This is a genomic window from Actinomadura parmotrematis, assembly GCF_019458805.1.
Lineage (GTDB): Bacteria > Actinomycetota > Actinomycetes > Streptosporangiales > Streptosporangiaceae > Spirillospora > Spirillospora parmotrematis.
The window spans coordinates 204,914-224,323 of sequence record NZ_JAIBOA010000003.1 but is presented as its reverse complement, the minus strand read 5'-3'; the positions used below and the strand labels follow the sequence as shown (position 1 = coordinate 224,323).

Sequence of the window (19,410 nt, the reverse complement as noted above, 5' to 3'; positions counted from 1 at the left end):
AGATACGGACACATAACGGCCCGAAGCTATCGGGAGCGGGATCGCAGTGGAGCAGCACGAACAGGTCGAGAACGGCTACGGGCCGCTGGCCGCCTATTACGAGGACCTGCACGCCGGCATCGGCGGCGGCGCGGGGGGCGTGATCGGGTGGGCGCCGCATCTGGCGGCGCTGCGCGCCGTGCTGTCGGGCGCCCGCCCCGACGTCGCGGGCCTGCTGGCCGCGCCGCCGGCGGGCGCCGCGTCCGTGGTTTCGGTGGACGCCGCCGAGGAGGCCGGCGCCGCGCGGGCCCGCGTCACGGAACTGCTGGCGGCGGGGTCGCGGGTCCTGCTGATGGCGCCCGCGCCCGTCCTGGACGCCGTCCTGGACGGCCTCGACACCGACGCCCTGTTCGCCGTGCGGGTGGACGAGGAGCCGGGCGCGCCCGCCGCCGCCCCCGCACTGCGCGGCCGGGGCGAGGCCGGATCCAACGGCACCATCGAGTTCCGGCCGCCGCCCGCGCCGGTGCCGCCGGAGGCGCTGCCGTCGACCGCCCCCCGCCAGGACACCCAGGTGCTCCCCGAACTGCCGGACGCGCCCGAGGCGCCGTCCACCGGCACCCTGCCGCTGGAAGAGATCACCGGCCCGGCCGCGCCCTCCCCCGCCTCGACCACGCCGTCCGCGCCCGCCGCGGACCTGCCCCCCGCCGACCCGTCCGCGACCACCCCGCTCACCGGCGTGCCGGCGGCGGCGCTGGACGCCGACCCGTCCGGCACCCTCCCGACCGCCGCCCCCGACGCACCCGTCGCGGGCGAGGCCGCCCGCCCGCCCGCACCGGAAACGTGGGTGCGCGGCACGACCGTCCGGCCCGTCGGCGACGCGTGGCGGCAGGCGTGGGAGGCCGAGGAGCGGCTGCTCCGCCGCAGCCTGCTCTGGCTGGAACAGTGGCCCCGCGACCACGACCGCGTCCAAGCGCTCGAAGCGGGCCGCGACCGCCGCGAGCAGGACCTCCACGGCGAACTCACCGACCTCGGCCTGCGCGCCGAGGGCCTCCGCGGCGAGCTGGCGACCGCCGAGAACGCCATCACCGCCGCCGACGCCGACGCCGAACGCCTCGCCGCCGAACGCTCCGACGCCGCCGAAGCGCTCACCGAACCGCGCGCCGAAGCCGAGCGACTCCAGCAGGCCGCCGACGCCGCCGGCCGGGAAGCCGCCGAACTCACCGGCGCCGCCGACACCGCCAAGTCCCGCTGCGACCGGCTCGACGAACGCGCCGCCCGCGCCCGCGCCGAACTCCAGGCCGCCGCCGCCCAGGAGGAACGCCTCACCGCCGACCTCGCCCGCGCCCGCGCCGAACTCCCCGACGTCGCCGCGGAAGCCGAGCGGCTCGCCGCGCAGGACGCCGACGCCGTCGCCGAAGGGCACGCCAGCTACTACCGCCTCGCCGCCGCCGAGTCCGCGCTCGGCGCCATCCGGCAGAAGATGACCCTGTCGCAGCGCCTCCACATGGCCGCGCCGCCCGCCGAGCTGAAACGGCTCCGCGACGAGGTCCGCGCCCAGACCCGCAAGGCCGACGAGGCCGCCGGCCGCGCCGAGGAGGTCAAGGACGCGGCGCACCGCGCCGAGCAGCGCCGCGCCCAGCTCGACCGCTTCCTCCAGGAGGGCGGGACCGCCCTCGTCGCCGCGCAGGAGGCCCAGGTCCGCCTCGACCAGGAGATCGTCCGGCTCACCGCCGAACGCGAGACCGCCGGCGCCGAGCACCGCGAGCGCGCCCGGCTGGCCGCCGAGGGCGTCGACCGCGCCACCCGCGCCACCGCCGCCGCCCGCGCCGCCCAGCAGACCGCCCGCGCCCTGGAAGAGCGGCTCACCGCCGCCACCACCGCCCACGAGGTCGCCGCGAGCGCCGCCGACCGCGCCCGCGACGACGCCCGCGCCGCCGGCGAGCGCCTCACCGCCGCCGAGGCCGCGCTGGAGGAGCGCCGCACGTCCGGCGCGGAGTCCCTCGCCGCCGCCGAGGCCGAACTCACCGCCGCCCGCGAGGCCGCGGCCGAGTCCCGCGCCAAGGTCGTCGAGATCACCGGCGAGGACCCCGAGCCCGACGTCCTCGCCGCCCACCAGCGGCACGCGATGGCGCGCATCGAGGAGCTGTCGGCCGCCCGCGCCGGCGCCGAGAACGACGCGGACTTCCTGCTCCCCGCGGCCGACCTGGTCTGCGGGACGCCCCTCGCCATCGGCGCGGCCCGCTTCCCCGACCTGGACGTCCTGGTCGCCGCGGGCGCGGGATCGCTCACCGACGGCGAGCTCCTGCTCGGCGCCACGCGCACGTCCGCGTGGGTGCTGGTGGGCTCACCGGACGACCCGGCGCCCGCCCACCCGGAACCGTCGGGCACCACCCTCTTCGCCCGCGCCACGGCGAGCACGAACGCGCCCGGACCGGAGGCGGCGGAGACCGTCGCTCCCGAGCCGGAGGCGGCGGGCGCCGCCTCGACCGGGGTCGGGGAACCCGATGCGGCCGGCGAGGACGACCCGGCCGCCGTGCCCTTCGCGCCGGTCGGCGACAAGCCGGAGGAACCCGCTCCGGTGCGTCCTCCGGACGGCACGGGCAACACCGTTCACGACGCGGAGGAGCACTGCTCCCCTGCCGCCGCCGCCCAGCTCGACCGCCCCGACCGATTTGATCAGCCCGACCAGCCCGACCGGTTTGATCGGTCCGACCAGCTTGACCGGCCCGACCGGTTTGACCGGCCCGACCACCTTGACCGGCCCGACCACCTTGACCGGCCCGACCGGCCTGACCAGCCCGACCAGCCCGACCAGCCCGACCAACTTGACCGGCCCGACCAACTTGACAGGCCTGACCAACTTGACAGGCCTGACCGGTTTGATCGGCCTGACCGGTTTGATCGGCCTGACCAGCCCGACCAGCCTGACCAGTTTGATCGGCCCGACCAGCTTGACCGGCCCGACCGGAGCAACCAGCCCGACCTGGGCAACCAAGTCGGCCGGGGCGACCATCCTGGCCGAATCAACCGGATCGCTCCAGGCGGCGAGACCGCCCCCAACCGCCGATCCGGCCCCTCTTCCTCCGAACAGCAGGCCCCTCCCACCCGGGGGCGGACCGCTTACTCCCATGGTCAACCCCCCGCGCTCCCGCAGGAAGAGGAATCCCGTCCTGTGGATAACCCTCCCAGCACGGGAAACACCCCCATGGCGTTCGTCGAGTCCTCGAAAGCCGATCAGGGCGCCTCGACACCGAGCGCGATCACGCCTGCGCCCGCGTACTCGCCTCCGGATGCCCTCGTCACCCAGGCCATCCCCATCCTCTCCACGGAGCCGGATTCGGAGTCATCACCGAAGTCGGCGGTCACCCCTGTCGACCCGCCCGCAACGCACCCCGAAGCCGGAACCACGGCCCCCTAGACCACGGGTTCGTGGATCTTCATGCCGTGTCCGGCCCGATTGAGATGCGGCGTGTTGGCCACTTTCGATCTTGAAAGTGGCCAACACGCCGCATCTCAACTTTGGGCGACCGGGTGGTCACGAGTAGCGGTGCCACTCAGGAGATCCATGACATGTGCAGGGGCGTGGCCCTTGCGGCGGTCGGGCGCCGTGGTCCGAAGAGACCGCTGCCGCTGTCGCACTCGTGAACGAGCGACTGCGCGCTTCAACCGCATGCGGTGAGGTATCGCGACCACGCGGTTCAACGGCCCGGCCCGCAGCTCTGCGGCCAAGGCAGAGCCCGATGTCGCGAGCGGCGCCGAGAGCCCCGGAGGGCCGGGAGGGCCGGAAGGGCCGGAAGGGCCGGAAGGCGCGGGAAGCCGAGAGGCCCGGAAGGCCGGGAAGCGGGGAGCCCGGGAGGTCCGAGAAGCCCGAGAAGCCCGGGAGGCTCGGGAAGGCCGGAGCCGGGGAAGCGGGGAGACCGGGAGCCCGAGAGCCCAGGAGGCCGGGAGGCCCGGAGGCCCGGAGGCCCGGAGGCCGGGAGGCCCGGAGGCCGGGAGGCCCGGGAGGCCGGGAGGCCCGGGAAGCCGGGAGGGCCGGGAAGCCGGGAGGGCCGGGAAGCCGGGAGGGCCGGGAGGCCCGGAGGCCGGGAGGCCGGGAGGCGCGGGAAGCCGAGAGGGCCGGGAGGCGCGGGAAGCCGAGAGGCCCGAGAGGCCCGGGAGCCCGGGAAGCGGGGAGCCTGGGAGGTCCGAGAAGTCCGGGAGGCTCGGGAAGTTCGGGAAGGCCGGAGCCGAGGAAGCGGGGAGGCCGGGAGGCCCGCGAAGCCCGGGAAGGCCGGAGCTTGAAGGTCAAGGAGTCTGGAGCCGTGGGGGCCTGAGGCCAGAGAGAGGCCGAAGGTGGAGCGGCCGGGGAGCCAGGGAGCCGGGGAGCCGGGCGACCGGGGCGCCGGGGGCAGGTGCGGGGTCTGCGTTCATGTGCCGTTGCGGCAGCCGGCGAGGAGGAGGGCGACCATGTGGCCGGCGTCGGACCGGCCGTAGTCGGGGCCGGTGATGCAGAGATTCCCGATGGCGCGCATGAGCGTGTAGGCGGTGATGCCGGGGGCGAGTTCGCCGGCGGCGGCGCAGGCCTCCAGCAGGGTCGCGCAGGCCGGAACCAGGGTGTCGAGCATGAGGGTGTGGAGGTTCTCCATCCCCGGGTCGCCGGCCCCGAGGGCCGCGCCGAGCCCGTGCTTGGTCACCAGGAACTCCACGAACGCGTCCGCCCAGCCGGTCAGGGCGGCGAACGGGGAGGCCGATTCCGCCAGGAGCCGGGGGGCGAGCGCGGCACAGGTGTCGATCTGGTGCCGGTACACGGCGGTGACGAGATCCGCCCGGGTCGGGAAGTTCCGGTAGATCGTGCCGACGCCGACGCCGGCGCGTTCGGCGATGTCGCGGACGGGGGCCTGGACGCCCCGGTCCACGAAGACGGCCGCGGCGGCCGCCAGCACGCCGTCGCGGGTGCGCTGCGCCTGTGCTCGCCGCACGCCGGCGGGTTCGGGCACGGGTCCTCCCTTGCTCGCGGAACAATGTTCCGCTAAATTGGCGGAACAACGCTCCGCCAATCTACGGCAGAGCGGTCCTCCGGCGAAAGCTCAGGTCTCCCATGTCCTTCCACCTCCCCGACTCCCCGATCTTCTCCGTCAAGCCCATCACCGTCCCCGCACCCGGCCGCGGCGCCGACCTCCAGGTGAAGGTCACCGCCCCCACGTCGGGCCGGGACCTGCCCGTCATCGTGTTCTCCCACGGCAACGCCTGGTCCATGGACGGGTACGGGCCCCTCGCCGACCGGTGGGCCGCCGCCGGGTTCGTCGTGGTGCAACCCACCCACCTGGACTCCCGCCGCAACGGCATCGGCTGGGACGACCCGCGCTTCCCCACCATCTGGCGCGTCCGGATCGCCGACCTGCACGCGGTCCTCGACGGTCTCGACGACGTCCTCCGCCAGGCCGGCGACCTGGCGGACCGCGTCGACCACGGACGCGTCGCGGTCGCCGGCCACTCCTGGGGCGCCCAGACCGCCGGCGCGCTCCTCGGCGCGCGCGTGCTCGGCGCCGACGGCGTCCCCGGGGAGGACTTCGCCCACCCCGCGGTCGCGGCCGGCGCGCTGATCGCCGCGACCGGGACCGGCGACTCGCTCACCCCGTTCGCCGCCGAGCACCTGCCGTTCATGCGGCCGGACTACTCCACCATGACCGCCCCGGCCCTGGTCATCGCGGGCGGCGAGGACCGGTCCCGGCTCTCCACCCGCGGACCGGACTGGTTCACCGACGCCTACCGCCTGAGCCCGTCCCCGAAGAGCCTGGTCGTCGTCGCCGCGGGCGAGCACACCCTGGGCGGCGTCGCGGGCGAGGCGGTCGCCGAGACCACCGACGAGGACCCCGCCCGCGTCGCCCTCGTCGCCGACGCGGTCGCCGCCTACCTCCTCGACGCCCTCAAGGTCGACGGCGCCGCGTGGGCCGCCCTCGGCGAGGCCGCGGCGGCCGGTGACGGGACGTGGAGCCTCACCGGCAAGTGACGCGGCGGTGCGCACCGCTCAGTCGTCATCGTCGCCGCCGAAGAGCAGGTGCAGGAGCCAGCCGACCAGGCCGACGACGATGGCGCCCCAGAACGCGGGCCAGAAGCCGTCCACGTGGAAGGGCAGGTCGAGGCGCCCGGCGAGGTGGCTGGTGAGGAGCAGCAGCAGCGCGTTCACGATCAGCCCGAAGAGGCCGAGCGTGAGGACGTAGAAGGCGCAGCCGAGCGTCTTGACGATCGGCTTGATGACGGCGTTGACCACGCCGAACACGATCGCCACGACGATGAGGGTGAGCGCCCGCCGGCCGACGGTGTCGCCCGTGACGGTGATGCCCGAGATCAGCTCGGTCGCCGCCCACAGGGCCGCGGCCGTGATGGCCACCTTGAGGAGAATCCGCACGAAAGCGATCATCCTGGACGGCGCTCCGGCGGGCCATCCCCCTGCGAAACGATATCCGGGGCGCGCCGCTCGTCTTGCGGGACGACCCGGCCCCCTCTAGCCGCGCGGTCCGGGGCGGGGAGCGGGGGCCGGGCGGCGCGGCGCCGGCGCCGGCGGGCGGCCGGTGGCCACGGGGACGTCGGGGCACGGCGTGCGGCGGGGCGCGTCGGTCACCGTGGCGCGGGCGGCGTCGCGGGACGGCGCGGGGCGCGCCGGGGCCGAGCGGGCGCCGGCGAGCTCGCGCTGCAGGCGGCGGCGCTCCATCTCCAGGGTGTTCAGCGACTCCTCGCGCTCGCGGCGCAGCTCGCGCCGGTCGCGGCGCTTGCGGCGGCGCCGCCCGACGCCGGCGAACAGGGTGGTGGTGCCGAGGATGAAGACGATCGCGACGGCCGCTCCCGCGAAGAAGACCTGCCACTGGGCGGTCACGCCGGGGACGGTGTGGCCGAAGGCGGTGAGGGTGGCGGGCGCGCTGTTCTCCATGACGATCCCGACGCCGACGGCGACGGCCGCGGCGGCCAGGAGCAGGCCGATGATCACCATGCGGGGACTCCTCTCCAGGGGGTGAGAGGAGCACCACCCTGCCAGAACGGTCGGATTTCGTCCGCGTTCATCCCGAAAGTGCTGGTCAGCGGATTCGTTCCGGACGGCGGCGGGTAGTGATCGCGTACCGACCCGCCGAGGCGAAGGGGGCCGCATGCCGCCGGTACGCGCCGTGGTGTTCGACATGGACGGGGTGCTCGTCGACTCCGAGCCGGTGTGGGAGGAGGTCCGCCGCGCCTTCGTCGCCGACCACGGCGGCCGCTGGCCGCCCGACACCCAGGACCGTCTCATGGGGATGTCCACCGAGGAGTGGGCGGCCTACCTCGCCACCGACCTGGTCGAGGGGCCGACCACCGAGGAGGTCGCCTACCAGGTGATCGACCGGATGAGCGGCCGGTACGCCGAGCACGTCCCGCTGCTGCCCGGCGCCGTCGAGGCCGTCCGCCGGCTCGCCGATGATCACGTGCTCGGCCTCGCGTCCTCCTCCCCCCGCGCCCTGATCGACCTGGTGCTCGGCGAGATCGGGGTGGCGGGCCTGTTCCGGGCGACGGTGTCCACCGAGGAGGTCGACGCCGGCAAGCCCGCCCCGGACGGCTACCTCGTCGCGGCCGCCCGGATCGGCGTGCCCGCCGCCGCGTGCGCCGCCGTCGAGGACTCCAGCAACGGCCTGCGGTCCGCGGCCGCCGCCGGCATGCGGGTGATCGCGGTGCCGCGGCCCGAGTACCCGCCGGCGCCGGACGCGCTCGCGCTCGCCGCGCACGTCGCGAGCGGCCTGGACGAGGTCACCGGGGAGCTGCTGAGGAGCCTGTAGCGTCCGCCGCCGTCCCGTACGGCCGCCATATCGGGCTTGCGCTCGGGTGACGGAGTTGTGACGGGTGCGCCGAGGAGCGCCCGTAGTGTCGGGCGGGGCTCCTACGATGGGTCCATGGCTTCCCCCGAGGTGGACGAGACCCTGCGGACGCTCCAGCGCGTCTTCGGCTACGACGCGTTCCGGGACGGGCAGCAGGAGATCATCGACCATGTCGTCGACGGCGGCGACGCCCTCGTGCTCATGCCGACCGGCGGCGGCAAGTCGCTCTGCTACCAGATCCCCGCGCTGGTCCGGAAGGGCACCGGCGTCGTGATCTCCCCGCTGATCGCGCTGATGCAGGACCAGGTGGACGCGCTGCGGGCGCTCGGCGTGCGCGCCGGGTTCCTCAACTCCACCCAGGACCTCGACGAGCGCCGCACCGTCGAGGCCGAGTTCCTCGCGGGCGAGCTCGACCTCCTCTACCTCGCGCCCGAGCGGCTGCGCGTCGCCGCCACCGTCGACCTCCTCGACCGCGGCACGATCGCGCTGTTCGCGATCGACGAGGCGCACTGCGTGTCGCAGTGGGGGCACGACTTCCGGCCCGACTACCTCATGCTGTCGCACCTGCACGAGCGCTGGCCGGACGTGCCGCGCATCGCGCTCACCGCGACGGCCACGCAGGCCACCCGCGAGGAGATCGCGACCCGCCTCGACCTGACCGCCGCCCGGCACTTCGTGGCGAGCTTCGACCGGCCCAACATCCAGTACCGGATCGAGCCGAAGACCGACCCGAAGCGGCAGCTCCTGCGGTTCCTGCGCGAGGAGCACGCCGGCGACGCCGGCATCGTCTACTGCCTGTCGCGCAACTCGGTGGAGAAGCACGCCGAGTTCCTGTCGGAGAACGGCATCCCCGCCGTCCCCTACCACGCGGGCCTGGACCCGGCGACGCGCGCCGCGAACCAGTCGCGGTTCCTGCGCGAGGACGGCCTCGTCGTCGTCGCCACGATCGCGTTCGGGATGGGCATCGACAAGCCCGACGTGCGGTTCGTCGCCCACCTCGACCTGCCGAAGTCCGTCGAGGGCTACTACCAGGAGACCGGCCGCGCGGGCCGCGACGGGCTGCCGTCCACGGCCTGGCTCGCCTACGGGCTGCAGGACGTCGTCAACCAGCGCAAGATGATCGACACGTCGGAGGGCGACGCGGCGCACCGGCGGCGGCTGTCCCAGCACCTGGACGCGATGCTGGCGCTCTGCGAGACGGTCGAGTGCCGCCGCGTGCGGCTGCTCGACTACTTCGGGCAGGCGGGGGCGGAGCCGTGCGGCAACTGCGACACCTGTCTCACGCCGCCCGAGACGTGGGACGGCACGGTCGCCGCGCAGAAGGTGATGTCGGCGGTGCTGCGGCTGCAGCGCGAGCGGCGGCAGAAGTTCGGCGCCACCCACATCATCGACATCCTGCTCGGCAAGAAGAACGCCAAGATCATCCAGTTCGACCACGACGCGCTCAGCGTGTTCGGCGTCGGCGCCGAGCTGCGCGAGGGCGAGTGGCGGGGCGTCGTCCGCCAGCTCCTGGCGCAGGGCCTGCTGGCGGTCGAGAGCAACTACGGGGCGCTGGTGCTGACCGACGGCAGCGCCGCCGTCCTCAAGGGCGAGCGCAAGGTCCCGATGCGCCGCGAGCCCGAGCGGGCCGCCGCCAAGGCCGCGAAGACGGCCAAGGAGCGCAAGGCCCCGGCCGAGCTGCCCGCCGAGGTCGCGCCGCTGTTCGAGAAGCTGCGCGCCTGGCGCGGCGCCACCGCCAAGGAGCAGGGCGTCCCGGCCTACGTCATCTTCCACGACGCGACGCTGCGGGAGATCGCCACGGCCCGCCCGGCGACGCTGGGCGCGCTCGGCGGCATCAGCGGCGTCGGCGAGAACAAGCTCGCCAAGTACGGCGAGCAGGTGCTGGAGGCCCTCGCCGAATTCGGCGGCGACGCCCCGCCCCCGGCACCCGCCCCGACCGGGGCGAGCAGGCCGGACGGAGCGAGCGCGCGGAACGCGGCCCCCGCCCCCGTTCAGGCGCCCGCCTTCAGCGCCCCCGCTCCTGCGCCCGCACCCGCCCGCGTGCCGGCTTCCGGCGCGCCGCAGCGCCAGGCCCGCAGCCGGACGCCCGTGCAGGACGACGACCCGGGCCTGCCGCCCGAGCCCGACTTCACCGAGTACGACTTCGACTGACCACCCACCGCCCCCAGCCGCGCCCGAGAGTGCCCCGGCGTCGCAGTCCCGCGCTCGCCCTCGCGCGCGAGGTGCGATCGGGGCGACGGCTACCGTCGCCGGGCCTCTCGCCCTCGCGCGCGAGGCGCGGCGCCCGAGGCCACCGGCGGGACGGCGCGGGCGAGCTGCGCGCGCGGGGGCGGCGGTCGTCAGGGGTGGGCGCCGCGGCGGGTTCCCCCGTGCGCGCCCGCGCGCGAGGATGGGGGCGCATCGCCGAGCGGTTCTCGCAGAGCGGCCCCCGTGCGCGCCCGCGCGCGGGGCTCTCCTCCTCGACAGGCAGTGATCGATCGGGCGGCCCCCGTGCGCGCGCGGGGATGGGGGCCGGCCGCGGGCGCCCGGCCAGCTCCGGCCTGTGCGCCCGCGCGCCGGGACGGCGGTCAGGCGCGGGTGGTGCGGAGGGCGAGGGTGACGATCGGCAGGTCGAACTCGCCCTCGGCGGTCTCGGGGACCGATCGCAGGTAGGCGCGGATCCGGTCGAGGACCGCGGCGCGCTCGGCGTCGTCCAGCACCAGGATGTGCGAGTGGGTGGCGGCCGTCGCGGTCAGCGACGCGGCGGTGCGGCGCTGGGCGTTCGGGAACTCGGCGCGCTCGACGCCGGGGAACCAGCGCGACGGCGGCAGGTCGTTGCCGCTCCAGCCCGTCCACGACACGCTGCTGCGGGCCTGCTCCTTGAAGCCCGCGACCCACGGCACCCGGTCGTCGTCGAGGTTCCACAGCGCGGCGAGGACGCCGCCGGGCGCCAGCACCCGGTGGATCTCCGGCAGCGCCCGGTCCAGGTCGAACCAGTGCAGGGCCTGCCCGACGAGGACGGCGTCGGCCGACCCGTCCGGCAGCGGGATCGCCTCGGCGCCGCCCGCCTCGGCCCGGACGCCGGGGACGCGGCGCCGCAGCTCGGCGAGCATCTCCGGGTCGGGTTCGACGGCGACGACGTCACCGGGGCCGGCGCCGCCGCGCAGGAGCTCCCCGGTCAGCTTCCCGGTGCCGGCGCCGAGGTCCAGGACGCGCGGGCCCGGCGCCCCCTCCAGCGCCCAGCGGACGGCGGCCGCCGGGTAGCCGGGGCGCTCGGCGGCGTACGCGGCCGCGCTGCCGCCGAAGGACGCGGCGCGCCGCCGGACGAGCTCGCGGTCATGGTCGGGAAAGGCGTTCTCCATGCCCCCACCGTACGAGGCGGTTCCCGGCCCGAGATGGCCGGACCGGCGGGTCCGGGGGCATGATCGGGTGATGAGGCTGACCATCTGGGTCGACGACTGGCAGCAGGAGTGCTGCGGTGACCCGTTCGCGATCGGCACGCGCGTCACCTGGACGCTGGTCGGCACCGGCCTGCCCGACCTCGACGGCGCGGTCCGCCTCGACGCCGCCGAGGACCACCACGGCGCCGCGGGCGAGGGCGCCCCCGCGACGACCGGCACGGTCCTGGCGATCAAGGCGGCGCACGCGCGCTACGCGCCGGACGGCGCCGGGTCCCGGACGTTCGTGCCGGTGCCGGGCACGACCCGCCTCACCCCGCTGACGTCAGTGGTCCGGAGCGTCCGCGACGACGGCGGCCTGCGGCTGCGCGGCTACGTCGTCACCCTGCACGTGGACGGCTGACCCGCCGGGTGCGGGCGGGTCGGCCGGTTCGGGCGGGTCGGCCGGCGGGGACGCGGCCCGCCGCCCCCAGAACGTCCCGGCGAGGACGAGGAGCGCGCCGCCGTACCCGGCCGCGCCGAGCCGGTCGCCGCCGAGCGCGACGCCGGCGACGGCCGCCCACAGCGGTTCGGTGCCGAGCAGCAGGCTGACGCGGGACGGCGACGTCCGCCGCACCGCCCACATCTGCACGAGGAACGCGAACAGGGTGCTGCCGAGCGACAGGTAGAGCAGCACGGCCCACCCGCCGGCGCCGAGCCCGCGGGCGGTCGCCGCGACGCCCGCCCCGGTCCAGGGGACGAGCGCGGCGAACACCAGGACGGCGGTCCCGAGCTGCGCGAACGTGAGCGCGGCGTCGTCGCTGCCGCGCACCGCCCGCAGCCGGTGCATGACGAGGACGTGCGCGGTCCGGACGGCGGCGGCGAGCAGCATCAGCAGGTCGCCGGCGGACGGCGCGGTGAAGCCGGCGCCCTGCGTGAGCAGCGCCACGCCCAGCACCGACAGCGCGGCGGCCGCGACGACCGTCCCGGCCGGCCGGCGGCGGTCGAGCGCGGACTCCGCCAGCGGGGTGAGGACCATGGTGAGGCTGATGATGAGCCCGGCGTTGGTCGCGGAGGTGTGCACGACGCCGAAGGTCTCCAGCAGGAAGATGACCGCCAGGAGCAGCCCGAGGGCGGCCCCGCCCGCCCGTTCGGCCGGGCGCGTCCGGCGGAGCGCGCGGCGCGCCGCGAAGGCGAGCGGCGGCAGCGCCACCGCGAACCGCAGCAGCAGGACGGCCAGGACGTTCCCGGCACCGGTGATCTGCTTGGTGGCGAGGTAGCTGGATCCCCAGACGACCGCGACGAGCAGCACGGGGCCGTCCACCCGCCACGCGGTCCCGCTCCGTCGGGCGCGCGGTCCTCGCGCCGGCCGGGCTCCGGCTGAAATGATCGTCCCCCGATCTCGGCGGGCACCGCACCCACCAGGCGAAACGGAGCATAGGGGACGATCACGGCGGCGCTCGCGGCCGGGGCGCACCGAAAGCGGAGCGGACTCCCAGGGTTCTCCCAGGTTTCCGCCGGGCGGATTGCCAGGGACATCCGGTTAAGTGAGGGCCATGAGAGCGAACAGGAAGACCATCGCGGCCGGCGTCGCCGCCGCCGGCGTCCTCGGCGCCGCCCTCTACACGACCGTCCCCGCCTTCGCCGGCGCCTCCCCCTCGCCCACCGCCTCCCCGCAGAAGGACCGCCCGCACAAGCGCGCGCGGGCCTTCGCCGCCGCCCGCGACCTGCGCGGCGTGCACGGGGAGGCGACGGTGCAGCGCAAGGACGGCTTCCACCTCCTGGCCTGGCAGCGCGGCCAGATCACCGGCAAGAGCGGCGCGCTCGTCACGGTGCGCAGCGCCGACGGCGTCACCTGGCAGTGGACGACCAGCGGCACGACCCGCGTCCGCAAGGACAGGGCCAAGTCCACCGTCGCCGCCCTCGCCAACGGCGACACCGTCGTGGTCGCCGGTGACCGCACCGGGGACACCAGGACCGCGCGGGTCGTGCGCGTGCCGAAGAAGTAGCGGCGGAGGCGCGTGAACGACGACCGCACGGTCCTCGTCGTGGACGACGAGCCCGGCATCCGCGGCCTCATGCGCACCGCGCTGCGCTTCCACGGCTTCGCCACCGTGGAGGCCGCGACCGGCGCCGAGGCGCTCGCCGCCGCGCGCGAGCGGCGGCCGGACCTCGTCCTCCTCGACGTCATGCTGCCCGACATCGACGGGTTCGAGGTCTGCCGCCGCCTCCGCGACGCGGGCGACGGCGTGCCGGTCATCTTCCTGACGGCGCGCGACACCCCGTCCGACACCGTCACCGGTCTCACCCTCGGCGGTGACGACTATGTCACCAAGCCGTTCTCCATCGAGGCGCTGGTGGCGCGCGTGCGCGCCGTCCTCCGCCGCGCCGCCGCGCCCGCGCCCGGCCCTTCCGACGACACCGGCGACGACGCCGAGGTGCTGCGCGTCGGCGACCTGGAGCTCAGCGAGGCGACCTGGACGGTGCGGCGGGCCGGCACCGAGATCGACCTGTCGCCGACCGAGTTCCGGCTGCTCGCCCACCTCATGCGGCACGCGGGGCGCGTCCTCAGCCGCCGGCAGCTCTTGGCGGCGGTGTGGGGGTGGGAGGAGCACGGCAACCCGCAGGTGGTGGAGACCTACGTCAGCTACCTGCGCCGCAAGCTCGACCCGCTCGGCCCGCCGCTGATCCACACCCGCCGCGGCGTCGGCTACACCCTGCGCGCATGACGCTGAACGCGCGGCTGCTCGCCGGCCTGCTCGCCGTCGCGCTGACCGGCCTCGCGGTGATGGGCCTGGTCAGCGGCCTCGTCCTGCACGGGTACCTGATGCACCGGGTGGACGGGCAGCTCGCCGCGGCCCGGGACCGCGCCGTCGCCCGCCTGCTCCGCCCCGGCCTGCCCGAGGAGGGCGTCGCGCCCGCCCGGTTCGTCGTGCTGAACGTGTCGGCGTCCGGGCGGGTCCGGCCGCTGAGCGGCGCCGACCCCGACCCGTCGGCGGCCGTGCGGGCCGTGCAGGACATGGGCGCCGCCGGACTGGCCCGGCACGCCGCCGCCATGGAGCCGTTCGGGCTGCCGGGGCTGCGGGCCGTCGCGCGGCCCACGGCCCGCGGCGGCGCCGTCGTCGTCGCGGCGCCCCTCGACGAGATCGACGCGGCCGTCCGCAACCTGCTGCTGGCCGAGGCCGCCACCGCGCTCGTGCTGCTGGCGCTGCTCGCCGCCGGCGGCCGCGGGCTGATCCGCCGCGGGCTGCGGCCGCTCGGCCGGATGGCGGCGACCGCGGGCGCGATCGCCGCGGGAGGCGACCTCGGCGCCCGCATGCCGGACCCCGGCGGCCGCACCGAGACCGGCCGCCTCGCCGCCGCGATCAACGTGATGCTGGACCGCATCGAGGAGGCGTTCCGGGCGCGCGGCCGGTCCGAGGCGCGGGTCCGGGAGTTCGCCGCGGACGCCTCGCACGAGCTGCGCACCCCGCTCACCACCATCCAGGGCTACGCCGAGCTGTACCGGCACGGCGCCCTCGGCCCGGACGAGCTGCCCGAGGCGATGGGCCGCATCGAGGCCGAGGCGCAGCGGATGGACCGGCTCGTCACCGACCTGCTCGCCCTCGCCCGGCTCGACCGGGAGGCCGCGCTCGCCCGCGCGCCCGCCGACCTCGCCGCGCTCGCCCGCGACGCCGTCCGCGACGCGCGGGCCGCCGGGCCGCACGGACCGATCGCCCTGGACGCGCCCGCCTCCCTCGTCGCGGCCGTGGACGAGGGCCGCGTCCGGCAGGTCCTCGCCAACCTCCTCGGCAACGTCCGCGCCCACACCCCGCCGGGCACCCCCGCGACCGTGCGGATCGCCGGGCAGGACGGCGCCGCCGTCATCGAGGTCGCCGACGAGGGGCCCGGCATGCCCGCCGAGGACGCGGCGCGCGCCTTCGAGCGGTTCCACCGGGCCGCCGCGTCCGGCGGGACGGGCGCGGGCACGGGCGGCGCGGGGCTCGGGCTGCCGATCGTCGCGGCCATCGCCGCCGCCCACGGCGGCACCGCCGCGCTCCGCTCCGCGCCCGGCGCGGGGACGGCGGTGCGCGTCACCCTCCCCTTTCCACCGCATAACGTGACGTAACTCCCCGCATTCAGATTCTCACCGGTAGCGACCGAACCTTCTCCGACCAGCGGTAGTCGCAGTAGATGTCGGGACACACCAGCCCGGCACGGCACGCACGTGACAAGGGGATCACCAATGCTCGACATCACCATGCAGCGCCTCGCCCGGCCCGTCGCGGCGGGCGCCCTCGGCCTCCTCGGCACCGCGATCGCGGCGGCGGCCCTCGCCCCCGGCGCGTCCGCGGCGCCGAGCCCCGCCCCCGCCCAGAACGGCGCGCCCGCCCAGCACGGCGGCCCCGCCACCACGCTGCCGCTCCCGCTGCCCGGCGGGCAGCACGGCGGCCAGCACGGGGGCCGGCCCGGCGACCAGCACGGCCAGCCCGGCAGGCCCGACCAGCGCGGCGCGTTCGGCCCGACGAGCTTCCGCGGCGTCGCGCTCGGGGCGAACCTGCGGCAGGTCCAGCACGCCGGCGACCTCCGGCAGAAGCGCGGCACCCGCCACTGCGCGGCGTACACCTTCCGGCCCTCCCACGACCGGCGCGGCTTCGACGTCCTCATCTCCCGCAAGTACGGCGTCGCGAACATCGTCGCCCCGCAGGACGCCCGGACGCCGCGCGGCATCGCCGTCGGCTCGTCCCTGCGGGACCTGCGCCGCGCCTACCCGGGCCTGAAGGGCAACGACCGGCACGCCTGGGTGTACGCGACGCCGGACAAGAGCGCCGCCTACAACTTCGACCTGTACAGGGGCCGGGTCAGCCAGGTCTTCCTGTCCCAGACCCACCAGGACTGCTGGCGCTGACCCGCACGCCGGCCGGTCCGCGGCGGCGCGGGGTGCGCCGCTCCGCCGCGGACCGGCCGCGCCTCCGGACATGGTCCCGGTGCCGCGCGGGGCACCGGGGCCGTGCACGACCGCCGCGCCCGGCCCGGACCCGGCCGGGCGCGGCCCCGTGCTTCCCGGCCCGTGCTTCCCGGCCCGTGCTTCCCGGCCCGTCTTCCTCAGTCCGTGTCGTAGACGGTGACGGCGATGCCCCGCGCGACCAGCCGCCCCTCGACGAGCGGCTCGACCGCCTCCCAGCGGCCGCCCGCCAGCCCGCACCCGATGCGCGGCAGGTGCACCGAGGCGCCGAGCTCGGCGGCCTTCGCGCCGAGCGCGTCCAGGCAGGCGTCGAGCGCGTCGTAGCGGACGAGGACGCCGCCCCGCCGCGGCCGCCGCGTCCCGTGCTGGGCCAGCATGTTGGCCACCCACACGTACCGCTCGACCTGCACGAAACGGACGGCGCCGAGCGCGAAGCCGTCCCGCGACCGGTACCAGGACCGGTAGTCGCGCTCGGGTTCGGGCCAGCGCCGCGACAGCGCGAGCACGAAGCCCTTGCCCCAGCCGCCGCGGTCGTTGCACACGTGCCCGACCAGCTTCACGCCCTTGGCCTGCGGGCTCGTCGCGTCGCCCCGCACGTACCGGATCCCGCCCATGCCGGGACGCTATCCGCAGCGTCCGACATTCCGCCGCCCCGCCGGGCGTCCGGCGGGGCGGCGGAGCGGGATCAGCCCGGGACGGCCTCGCCGGGCAGGACCGTCGGGGACGCCGACGGCAGCGTGCGCAGCGGCTCGACCTCGACGGACGTCCCGTCGGTGCGGACGATCGAGCGGTCCGGGACGGTCGTCCAGTCCTCCCGGTCGTCCTGCGGCTCGCTGGCGACCATGACGCCGTCCGGCTCGCGCCGGTAGCAGAGCGTCTCGGCCCAGGTCGTCGCGACGGCCCGGGCGCCGTCGGTCGCGAGCATGTTGAGGCAGGCGTTGGGGTCGAGGGCGACCACGTCGTAGAGCAGGCCCTCGACGGCGTCCGCGAGCGGCGCGCCCTGGTCGAGGCGCTGCCACAGCACCGCCGCGAGGAACGCCGAGTCGCAGGTGGACTCGGGCGTGCGGCCGGCCTCCAGCAGCGCGCCGACCTTCCCGACGTCGCAGTGGCCGTTCAGGCTGAACAGCACCTGCCCGTTGGTGAACGGCGCGTTCGCCGTCTCCTCGATCGGCATGCCGGGGCTCGCGGCGCGGGCGGCGCCGAGCACGCAGCGGGCGGACACCTCCGGCGCCCACACCGGGAACACCGTGTCCTCCCAGATGGGGGTGGTGGTGCGGTACACCTCGGTGCCGCCCTCGGCCGGATGCCATCCGGCGCCGAAGCCGTCCTTGTTGACCAGGCCGATCTGCTGCCAGCGCGGCAGCTTGGCCTGTTCAGGGAGCCCGTAGGAGGGCTCGAAGAACAGGGCGTTCAGGGTCCTGGGTCCGCCGACCCAAGCGAAGTGGCGACACATCTATGCGGTTTCCCCCTCGTCGTGGCACAGGTTTCAGCCTGGGTGGTTCCCGGCCTCCGTCTCACTCACACGCCATGACTCTGCAACCACATCTCCAGCAACGCAACCTGCCAGAGCTGGCTGGACCCGAGGGTCGTGCGGTGCTCCAGCGGCGCGGCGAGGAGCCGGTCGACGTACTCGGGCCGGAACAGGCCGCGCGCCTTGGCCTCCGGCGCGGACAGGGCCTCGCGGACGAGCTCCAGGTACGGCCCGTCGAGGTGGCGGATGGCGGGTACGGGAAAGTAGCCCTTCGTGCGGTCGATCACTTCGTCGGGGACGACGCCGCGCGCCGCGTCCTTCAGCACGCCCTTGCCGCCGTGGGCGAGCTTCAGCTCCGGCGGGCAGGCCGCGGCGAGCTCGACCAGGTCGTGGTCCAGGAACGGGGTGCGGGCCTCCAGGCCCCACGCCATCGTCATGTTGTCGACGCGCTTCACCGGATCGTCCACGAGCATGACCGTGGAGTCGATGCGGAGCGCCGCGTCCAGCGCCGTCTCCGCGCCCGCCTCGCCGAAGTGGTCGGCGACGAACGCGGTGGCGGCGTCGTGGTCGAGGAGCCGGTCGGGCGCGAGGATGCCGCGCAGCTCGTCGTAGGGGCGGTCCATGAACACCCGCGTGTAGGCGGCGACGGCGTCCTCGCGGGGGACGCCGGCGAGCGGCGGGTACCAGTCGTAGCCGGCGAGGACCTCGTCGGCGCCCTGCCCGGACTGCACCACCTTGACGTGTTTCGCAACCTCCTGCGACAGCAGGTAGAACGCGACGACGTCGTGCGAGACCATCGGCTCGCTCATGGCGCCGACGGCGCCGGCGAGGGCGGGCAGCAGCCGCGCGTCGTCGATGCGGATCTGGTGGTGGTCGGTGCCGAACCGCTCCGCGACGATGTCGGAGTAGGCGAACTCGTCGCCGGACTCCCCGCCCGCCGCCTGGAACCCGATGCTGAACGTCTTCAGGTCGCGCTGGCCCGCCTCGGCGAGCAGCGCGACGATGAGGCTGGAGTCCAGGCCGCCCGACAGCAGCACGCCGACCGGGACGTCGGCGACCATGCGCCGGTCCACGGCGGTGCGCAGCGCGGCGAGGACCCGCTCGGTCCACTCCGCCGGCCCGAGGTCCAGGGTCCGGCTGTGCGCGGGCCGCCAGTACAGGCGGTCCCGGACGGTGCCGTCGGGGTCGATGGTGCGGACGGTCGCGGGCGGCAGCTTGCGGACGCCCTTGAGGATCGTGCGGGGCGGCGGCACCACCGAGTGGAACGACATGTAGTGGTGCAGCGCGACGAGGTCGAGCTCGGTGTCGATCCCGCCGCCCGCGAGCAGCGCGGGCAGCGTCGAGGCGAACCGCAGCCGGTGCGCGTCGGCGGCGACGTAGAGCGGCTTGATGCCGAGCCGGTCGCGGCCGAGGACGACGCGGCCGGAGTCGCGCTCGACGATCGCGAACGCGAACATGCCCTTGAAGCGGTCGACGCAGCCGGTGCCCCAGCGGTGGTACGCCTTGATGATCACTTCGGTGTCGGAGGTGGAGAAGAACCGGTACCCGGCGGCGGCGAGCTCGGCGCGCAGCTCCTGGTAGTTGTAGACGCAGCCGTTGAAGACGCAGGTCAGGCCGAGGTCGGCGTCGGCCATCGGCTGCGCGCCGTGCTCCGACAGGTCGATGATCTTCAGCCGGCGGTGGCCGAGCGCGACGCCGCCCTGCGACCAGACGCCGACGCCGTCGGGACCGCGCGGCTCCATCACCGCCGTCATCCGCGCCACCGCCGCGACGTCCGCGCCGCCGCCGTCCAGGCGCACCTCTCCGCTCAGCCCGCACATGTACCGCTACCGTTCCCTTCCT

17 protein-coding genes are annotated in these 19,410 nt (G+C 75.8%); 9 read left to right on the top strand and 8 right to left on the bottom strand.

Annotated elements, in window-relative coordinates; translation table 11 throughout:
* Positions 1-46: 46 nt before the first annotated feature.
* The gene (locus K1Y72_RS06135; RefSeq protein WP_220164072.1) at positions 47-3,397 is read left to right on the top strand and encodes a hypothetical protein; all 3,351 of its coding nucleotides are present in this window, start codon (positions 47-49) and stop codon (positions 3,395-3,397) included.
* A 988-nt stretch (positions 3,398-4,385) separates the two neighbouring features.
* Here the strand turns inward: K1Y72_RS06135 and K1Y72_RS06130 are convergent.
* Positions 4,386-4,955: a TetR/AcrR family transcriptional regulator gene (locus tag K1Y72_RS06130; protein WP_220164070.1), complete on the bottom strand. Its 570-nt coding sequence runs from the start codon at positions 4,953-4,955 to the stop codon at positions 4,386-4,388.
* A gap of 101 nt (positions 4,956-5,056) precedes the next feature.
* On the opposite strand from K1Y72_RS06130, the gene K1Y72_RS06125 reads away from it, so the two are divergent.
* Positions 5,057-5,968 carry an alpha/beta hydrolase family protein gene (locus K1Y72_RS06125; protein WP_220164068.1) on the top strand — a complete coding sequence of 304 codons (912 nt, stop codon included), beginning with the start codon at positions 5,057-5,059 and terminating at the stop codon, positions 5,966-5,968.
* An 18-nt stretch (positions 5,969-5,986) separates the two neighbouring features.
* Here the strand turns inward: K1Y72_RS06125 and K1Y72_RS06120 are convergent, their stop codons facing one another.
* Both K1Y72_RS06120 and K1Y72_RS06115 read right to left on the bottom strand, forming a co-directional pair.
* Positions 5,987-6,367 carry a phage holin family protein gene (locus K1Y72_RS06120; protein WP_308286922.1) on the bottom strand — a complete coding sequence of 127 codons (381 nt, stop codon included), beginning with the start codon at positions 6,365-6,367 and terminating at the stop codon, positions 5,987-5,989.
* 96 nt (positions 6,368-6,463) lie between these two features.
* Positions 6,464-6,946, bottom strand: coding sequence for a hypothetical protein (locus tag K1Y72_RS06115; protein ID WP_220164064.1), 483 nt, complete (start codon positions 6,944-6,946; stop codon positions 6,464-6,466).
* 154 nt (positions 6,947-7,100) lie between these two features.
* Between K1Y72_RS06115 and K1Y72_RS06110 the strand changes: the two genes are divergently transcribed.
* Together K1Y72_RS06110 and recQ are read left to right on the top strand one after the other, a co-directional pair.
* Complete coding sequence (locus K1Y72_RS06110; protein WP_220164062.1) at positions 7,101-7,757, top strand: HAD family hydrolase; 657 nt, start codon at positions 7,101-7,103, stop codon at positions 7,755-7,757.
* 114 nt (positions 7,758-7,871) lie between these two features.
* Positions 7,872-9,947: a DNA helicase RecQ gene (recQ, locus tag K1Y72_RS06105; protein WP_258571992.1), complete on the top strand. Its 2,076-nt coding sequence runs from the start codon at positions 7,872-7,874 to the stop codon at positions 9,945-9,947.
* Positions 9,948-10,363: 416 nt separating this feature from the next.
* Here recQ and K1Y72_RS06100 read toward each other — a convergent pair whose 3' ends face one another.
* A complete protein-coding gene (locus K1Y72_RS06100; protein WP_220164060.1) occupies positions 10,364-11,137 on the bottom strand; it encodes a class I SAM-dependent methyltransferase in 774 nt (257 codons plus the stop codon).
* A 70-nt stretch (positions 11,138-11,207) separates the two neighbouring features.
* On the opposite strand from K1Y72_RS06100, the gene K1Y72_RS06095 reads away from it, so the two are divergent.
* Positions 11,208-11,576 carry a DUF6578 domain-containing protein gene (locus tag K1Y72_RS06095; RefSeq protein WP_220164058.1) on the top strand — a complete coding sequence of 123 codons (369 nt, stop codon included), beginning with the start codon at positions 11,208-11,210 and terminating at the stop codon, positions 11,574-11,576.
* Here K1Y72_RS06095 and K1Y72_RS06090 read toward each other — a convergent pair.
* Complete coding sequence (locus tag K1Y72_RS06090; protein ID WP_220164056.1) at positions 11,499-12,476, bottom strand: DMT family transporter; 978 nt, start codon at positions 12,474-12,476, stop codon at positions 11,499-11,501. The genes K1Y72_RS06095 and K1Y72_RS06090 overlap by 78 nt on opposite strands.
* A 232-nt stretch (positions 12,477-12,708) precedes the next feature.
* Here K1Y72_RS06090 and K1Y72_RS06085 point away from each other — a divergent pair, with 232 nt between their 5' ends.
* The 4 genes from K1Y72_RS06085 (at position 12,709) to K1Y72_RS06070 (ending at position 16,040) form a co-directional block, all read left to right on the top strand.
* Positions 12,709-13,161, top strand: a complete 453-nt coding sequence (locus K1Y72_RS06085) for a hypothetical protein (RefSeq protein WP_220164054.1) — start codon at positions 12,709-12,711, stop codon at positions 13,159-13,161.
* Between the two features lie 12 nt (positions 13,162-13,173).
* Positions 13,174-13,881 (top strand): response regulator transcription factor, encoded by a 708-nt coding sequence (locus K1Y72_RS06080; RefSeq protein WP_220164052.1) that lies wholly within the window; start codon positions 13,174-13,176, stop codon positions 13,879-13,881.
* Positions 13,878-15,260, top strand: a complete 1,383-nt coding sequence (locus tag K1Y72_RS06075; RefSeq protein WP_220164050.1) for a sensor histidine kinase — start codon at positions 13,878-13,880, stop codon at positions 15,258-15,260. Before K1Y72_RS06080 ends, K1Y72_RS06075 begins: the two co-directional genes overlap by 4 nt.
* Before the next feature lie 117 nt (positions 15,261-15,377).
* Positions 15,378-16,040, top strand: coding sequence for a hypothetical protein (locus tag K1Y72_RS06070; protein ID WP_220164048.1), 663 nt, complete (start codon positions 15,378-15,380; stop codon positions 16,038-16,040).
* Between the two features lie 197 nt (positions 16,041-16,237).
* Here K1Y72_RS06070 and K1Y72_RS06065 read toward each other — a convergent pair whose 3' ends face one another.
* The 3 genes from K1Y72_RS06065 to K1Y72_RS06055 form a co-directional block, all read right to left on the bottom strand.
* Positions 16,238-16,711, bottom strand: a complete 474-nt coding sequence (locus K1Y72_RS06065; protein ID WP_220164046.1) for a macro domain-containing protein — start codon at positions 16,709-16,711, stop codon at positions 16,238-16,240.
* A 71-nt stretch (positions 16,712-16,782) separates the two neighbouring features.
* Positions 16,783-17,550, bottom strand: a complete 768-nt coding sequence (locus tag K1Y72_RS06060) for a class II glutamine amidotransferase domain-containing protein (protein ID WP_220164044.1) — start codon at positions 17,548-17,550, stop codon at positions 16,783-16,785.
* A gap of 65 nt (positions 17,551-17,615) precedes the next feature.
* Positions 17,616-19,388, bottom strand: coding sequence for an N-acetylglutaminylglutamine amidotransferase (locus K1Y72_RS06055; RefSeq protein ID WP_220164042.1), 1,773 nt, complete (start codon positions 19,386-19,388; stop codon positions 17,616-17,618).
* Between the last annotated feature and the right edge of the window lie 22 nt (positions 19,389-19,410).

What these genes read in the sequence shown, in the direction of transcription:
- K1Y72_RS06115 (WP_220164064.1), bottom strand. Translation starts at nt 6,946, where the DNA reads ATGGTGATCATCGGCCTGCTCCTGGCCGCCGCGGCCGTCGCCGTCGGC.
- K1Y72_RS06075 (WP_220164050.1), top strand. Translation starts at nt 13,878, where the DNA reads ATGACGCTGAACGCGCGGCTGCTCGCCGGCCTGCTCGCCGTCGCGCTG.
- K1Y72_RS06085 (WP_220164054.1), top strand. Translation starts at nt 12,709, where the DNA reads ATGAGAGCGAACAGGAAGACCATCGCGGCCGGCGTCGCCGCCGCCGGC.
- recQ (WP_258571992.1), top strand. Translation starts at nt 7,872, where the DNA reads ATGGCTTCCCCCGAGGTGGACGAGACCCTGCGGACGCTCCAGCGCGTC.
- K1Y72_RS06125 (WP_220164068.1), top strand. Translation starts at nt 5,057, where the DNA reads ATGTCCTTCCACCTCCCCGACTCCCCGATCTTCTCCGTCAAGCCCATC.
- K1Y72_RS06070 (WP_220164048.1), top strand. Translation starts at nt 15,378, where the DNA reads ATGCTCGACATCACCATGCAGCGCCTCGCCCGGCCCGTCGCGGCGGGC.
- K1Y72_RS06055 (WP_220164042.1), bottom strand. Translation starts at nt 19,388, where the DNA reads ATGTGCGGGCTGAGCGGAGAGGTGCGCCTGGACGGCGGCGGCGCGGAC.
- K1Y72_RS06060 (WP_220164044.1), bottom strand. Translation starts at nt 17,550, where the DNA reads ATGTGTCGCCACTTCGCTTGGGTCGGCGGACCCAGGACCCTGAACGCC.
- K1Y72_RS06095 (WP_220164058.1), top strand. Translation starts at nt 11,208, where the DNA reads ATGAGGCTGACCATCTGGGTCGACGACTGGCAGCAGGAGTGCTGCGGT.
- K1Y72_RS06110 (WP_220164062.1), top strand. Translation starts at nt 7,101, where the DNA reads ATGCCGCCGGTACGCGCCGTGGTGTTCGACATGGACGGGGTGCTCGTC.
- K1Y72_RS06065 (WP_220164046.1), bottom strand. Translation starts at nt 16,711, where the DNA reads ATGGGCGGGATCCGGTACGTGCGGGGCGACGCGACGAGCCCGCAGGCC.
- K1Y72_RS06100 (WP_220164060.1), bottom strand. Translation starts at nt 11,137, where the DNA reads ATGGAGAACGCCTTTCCCGACCATGACCGCGAGCTCGTCCGGCGGCGC.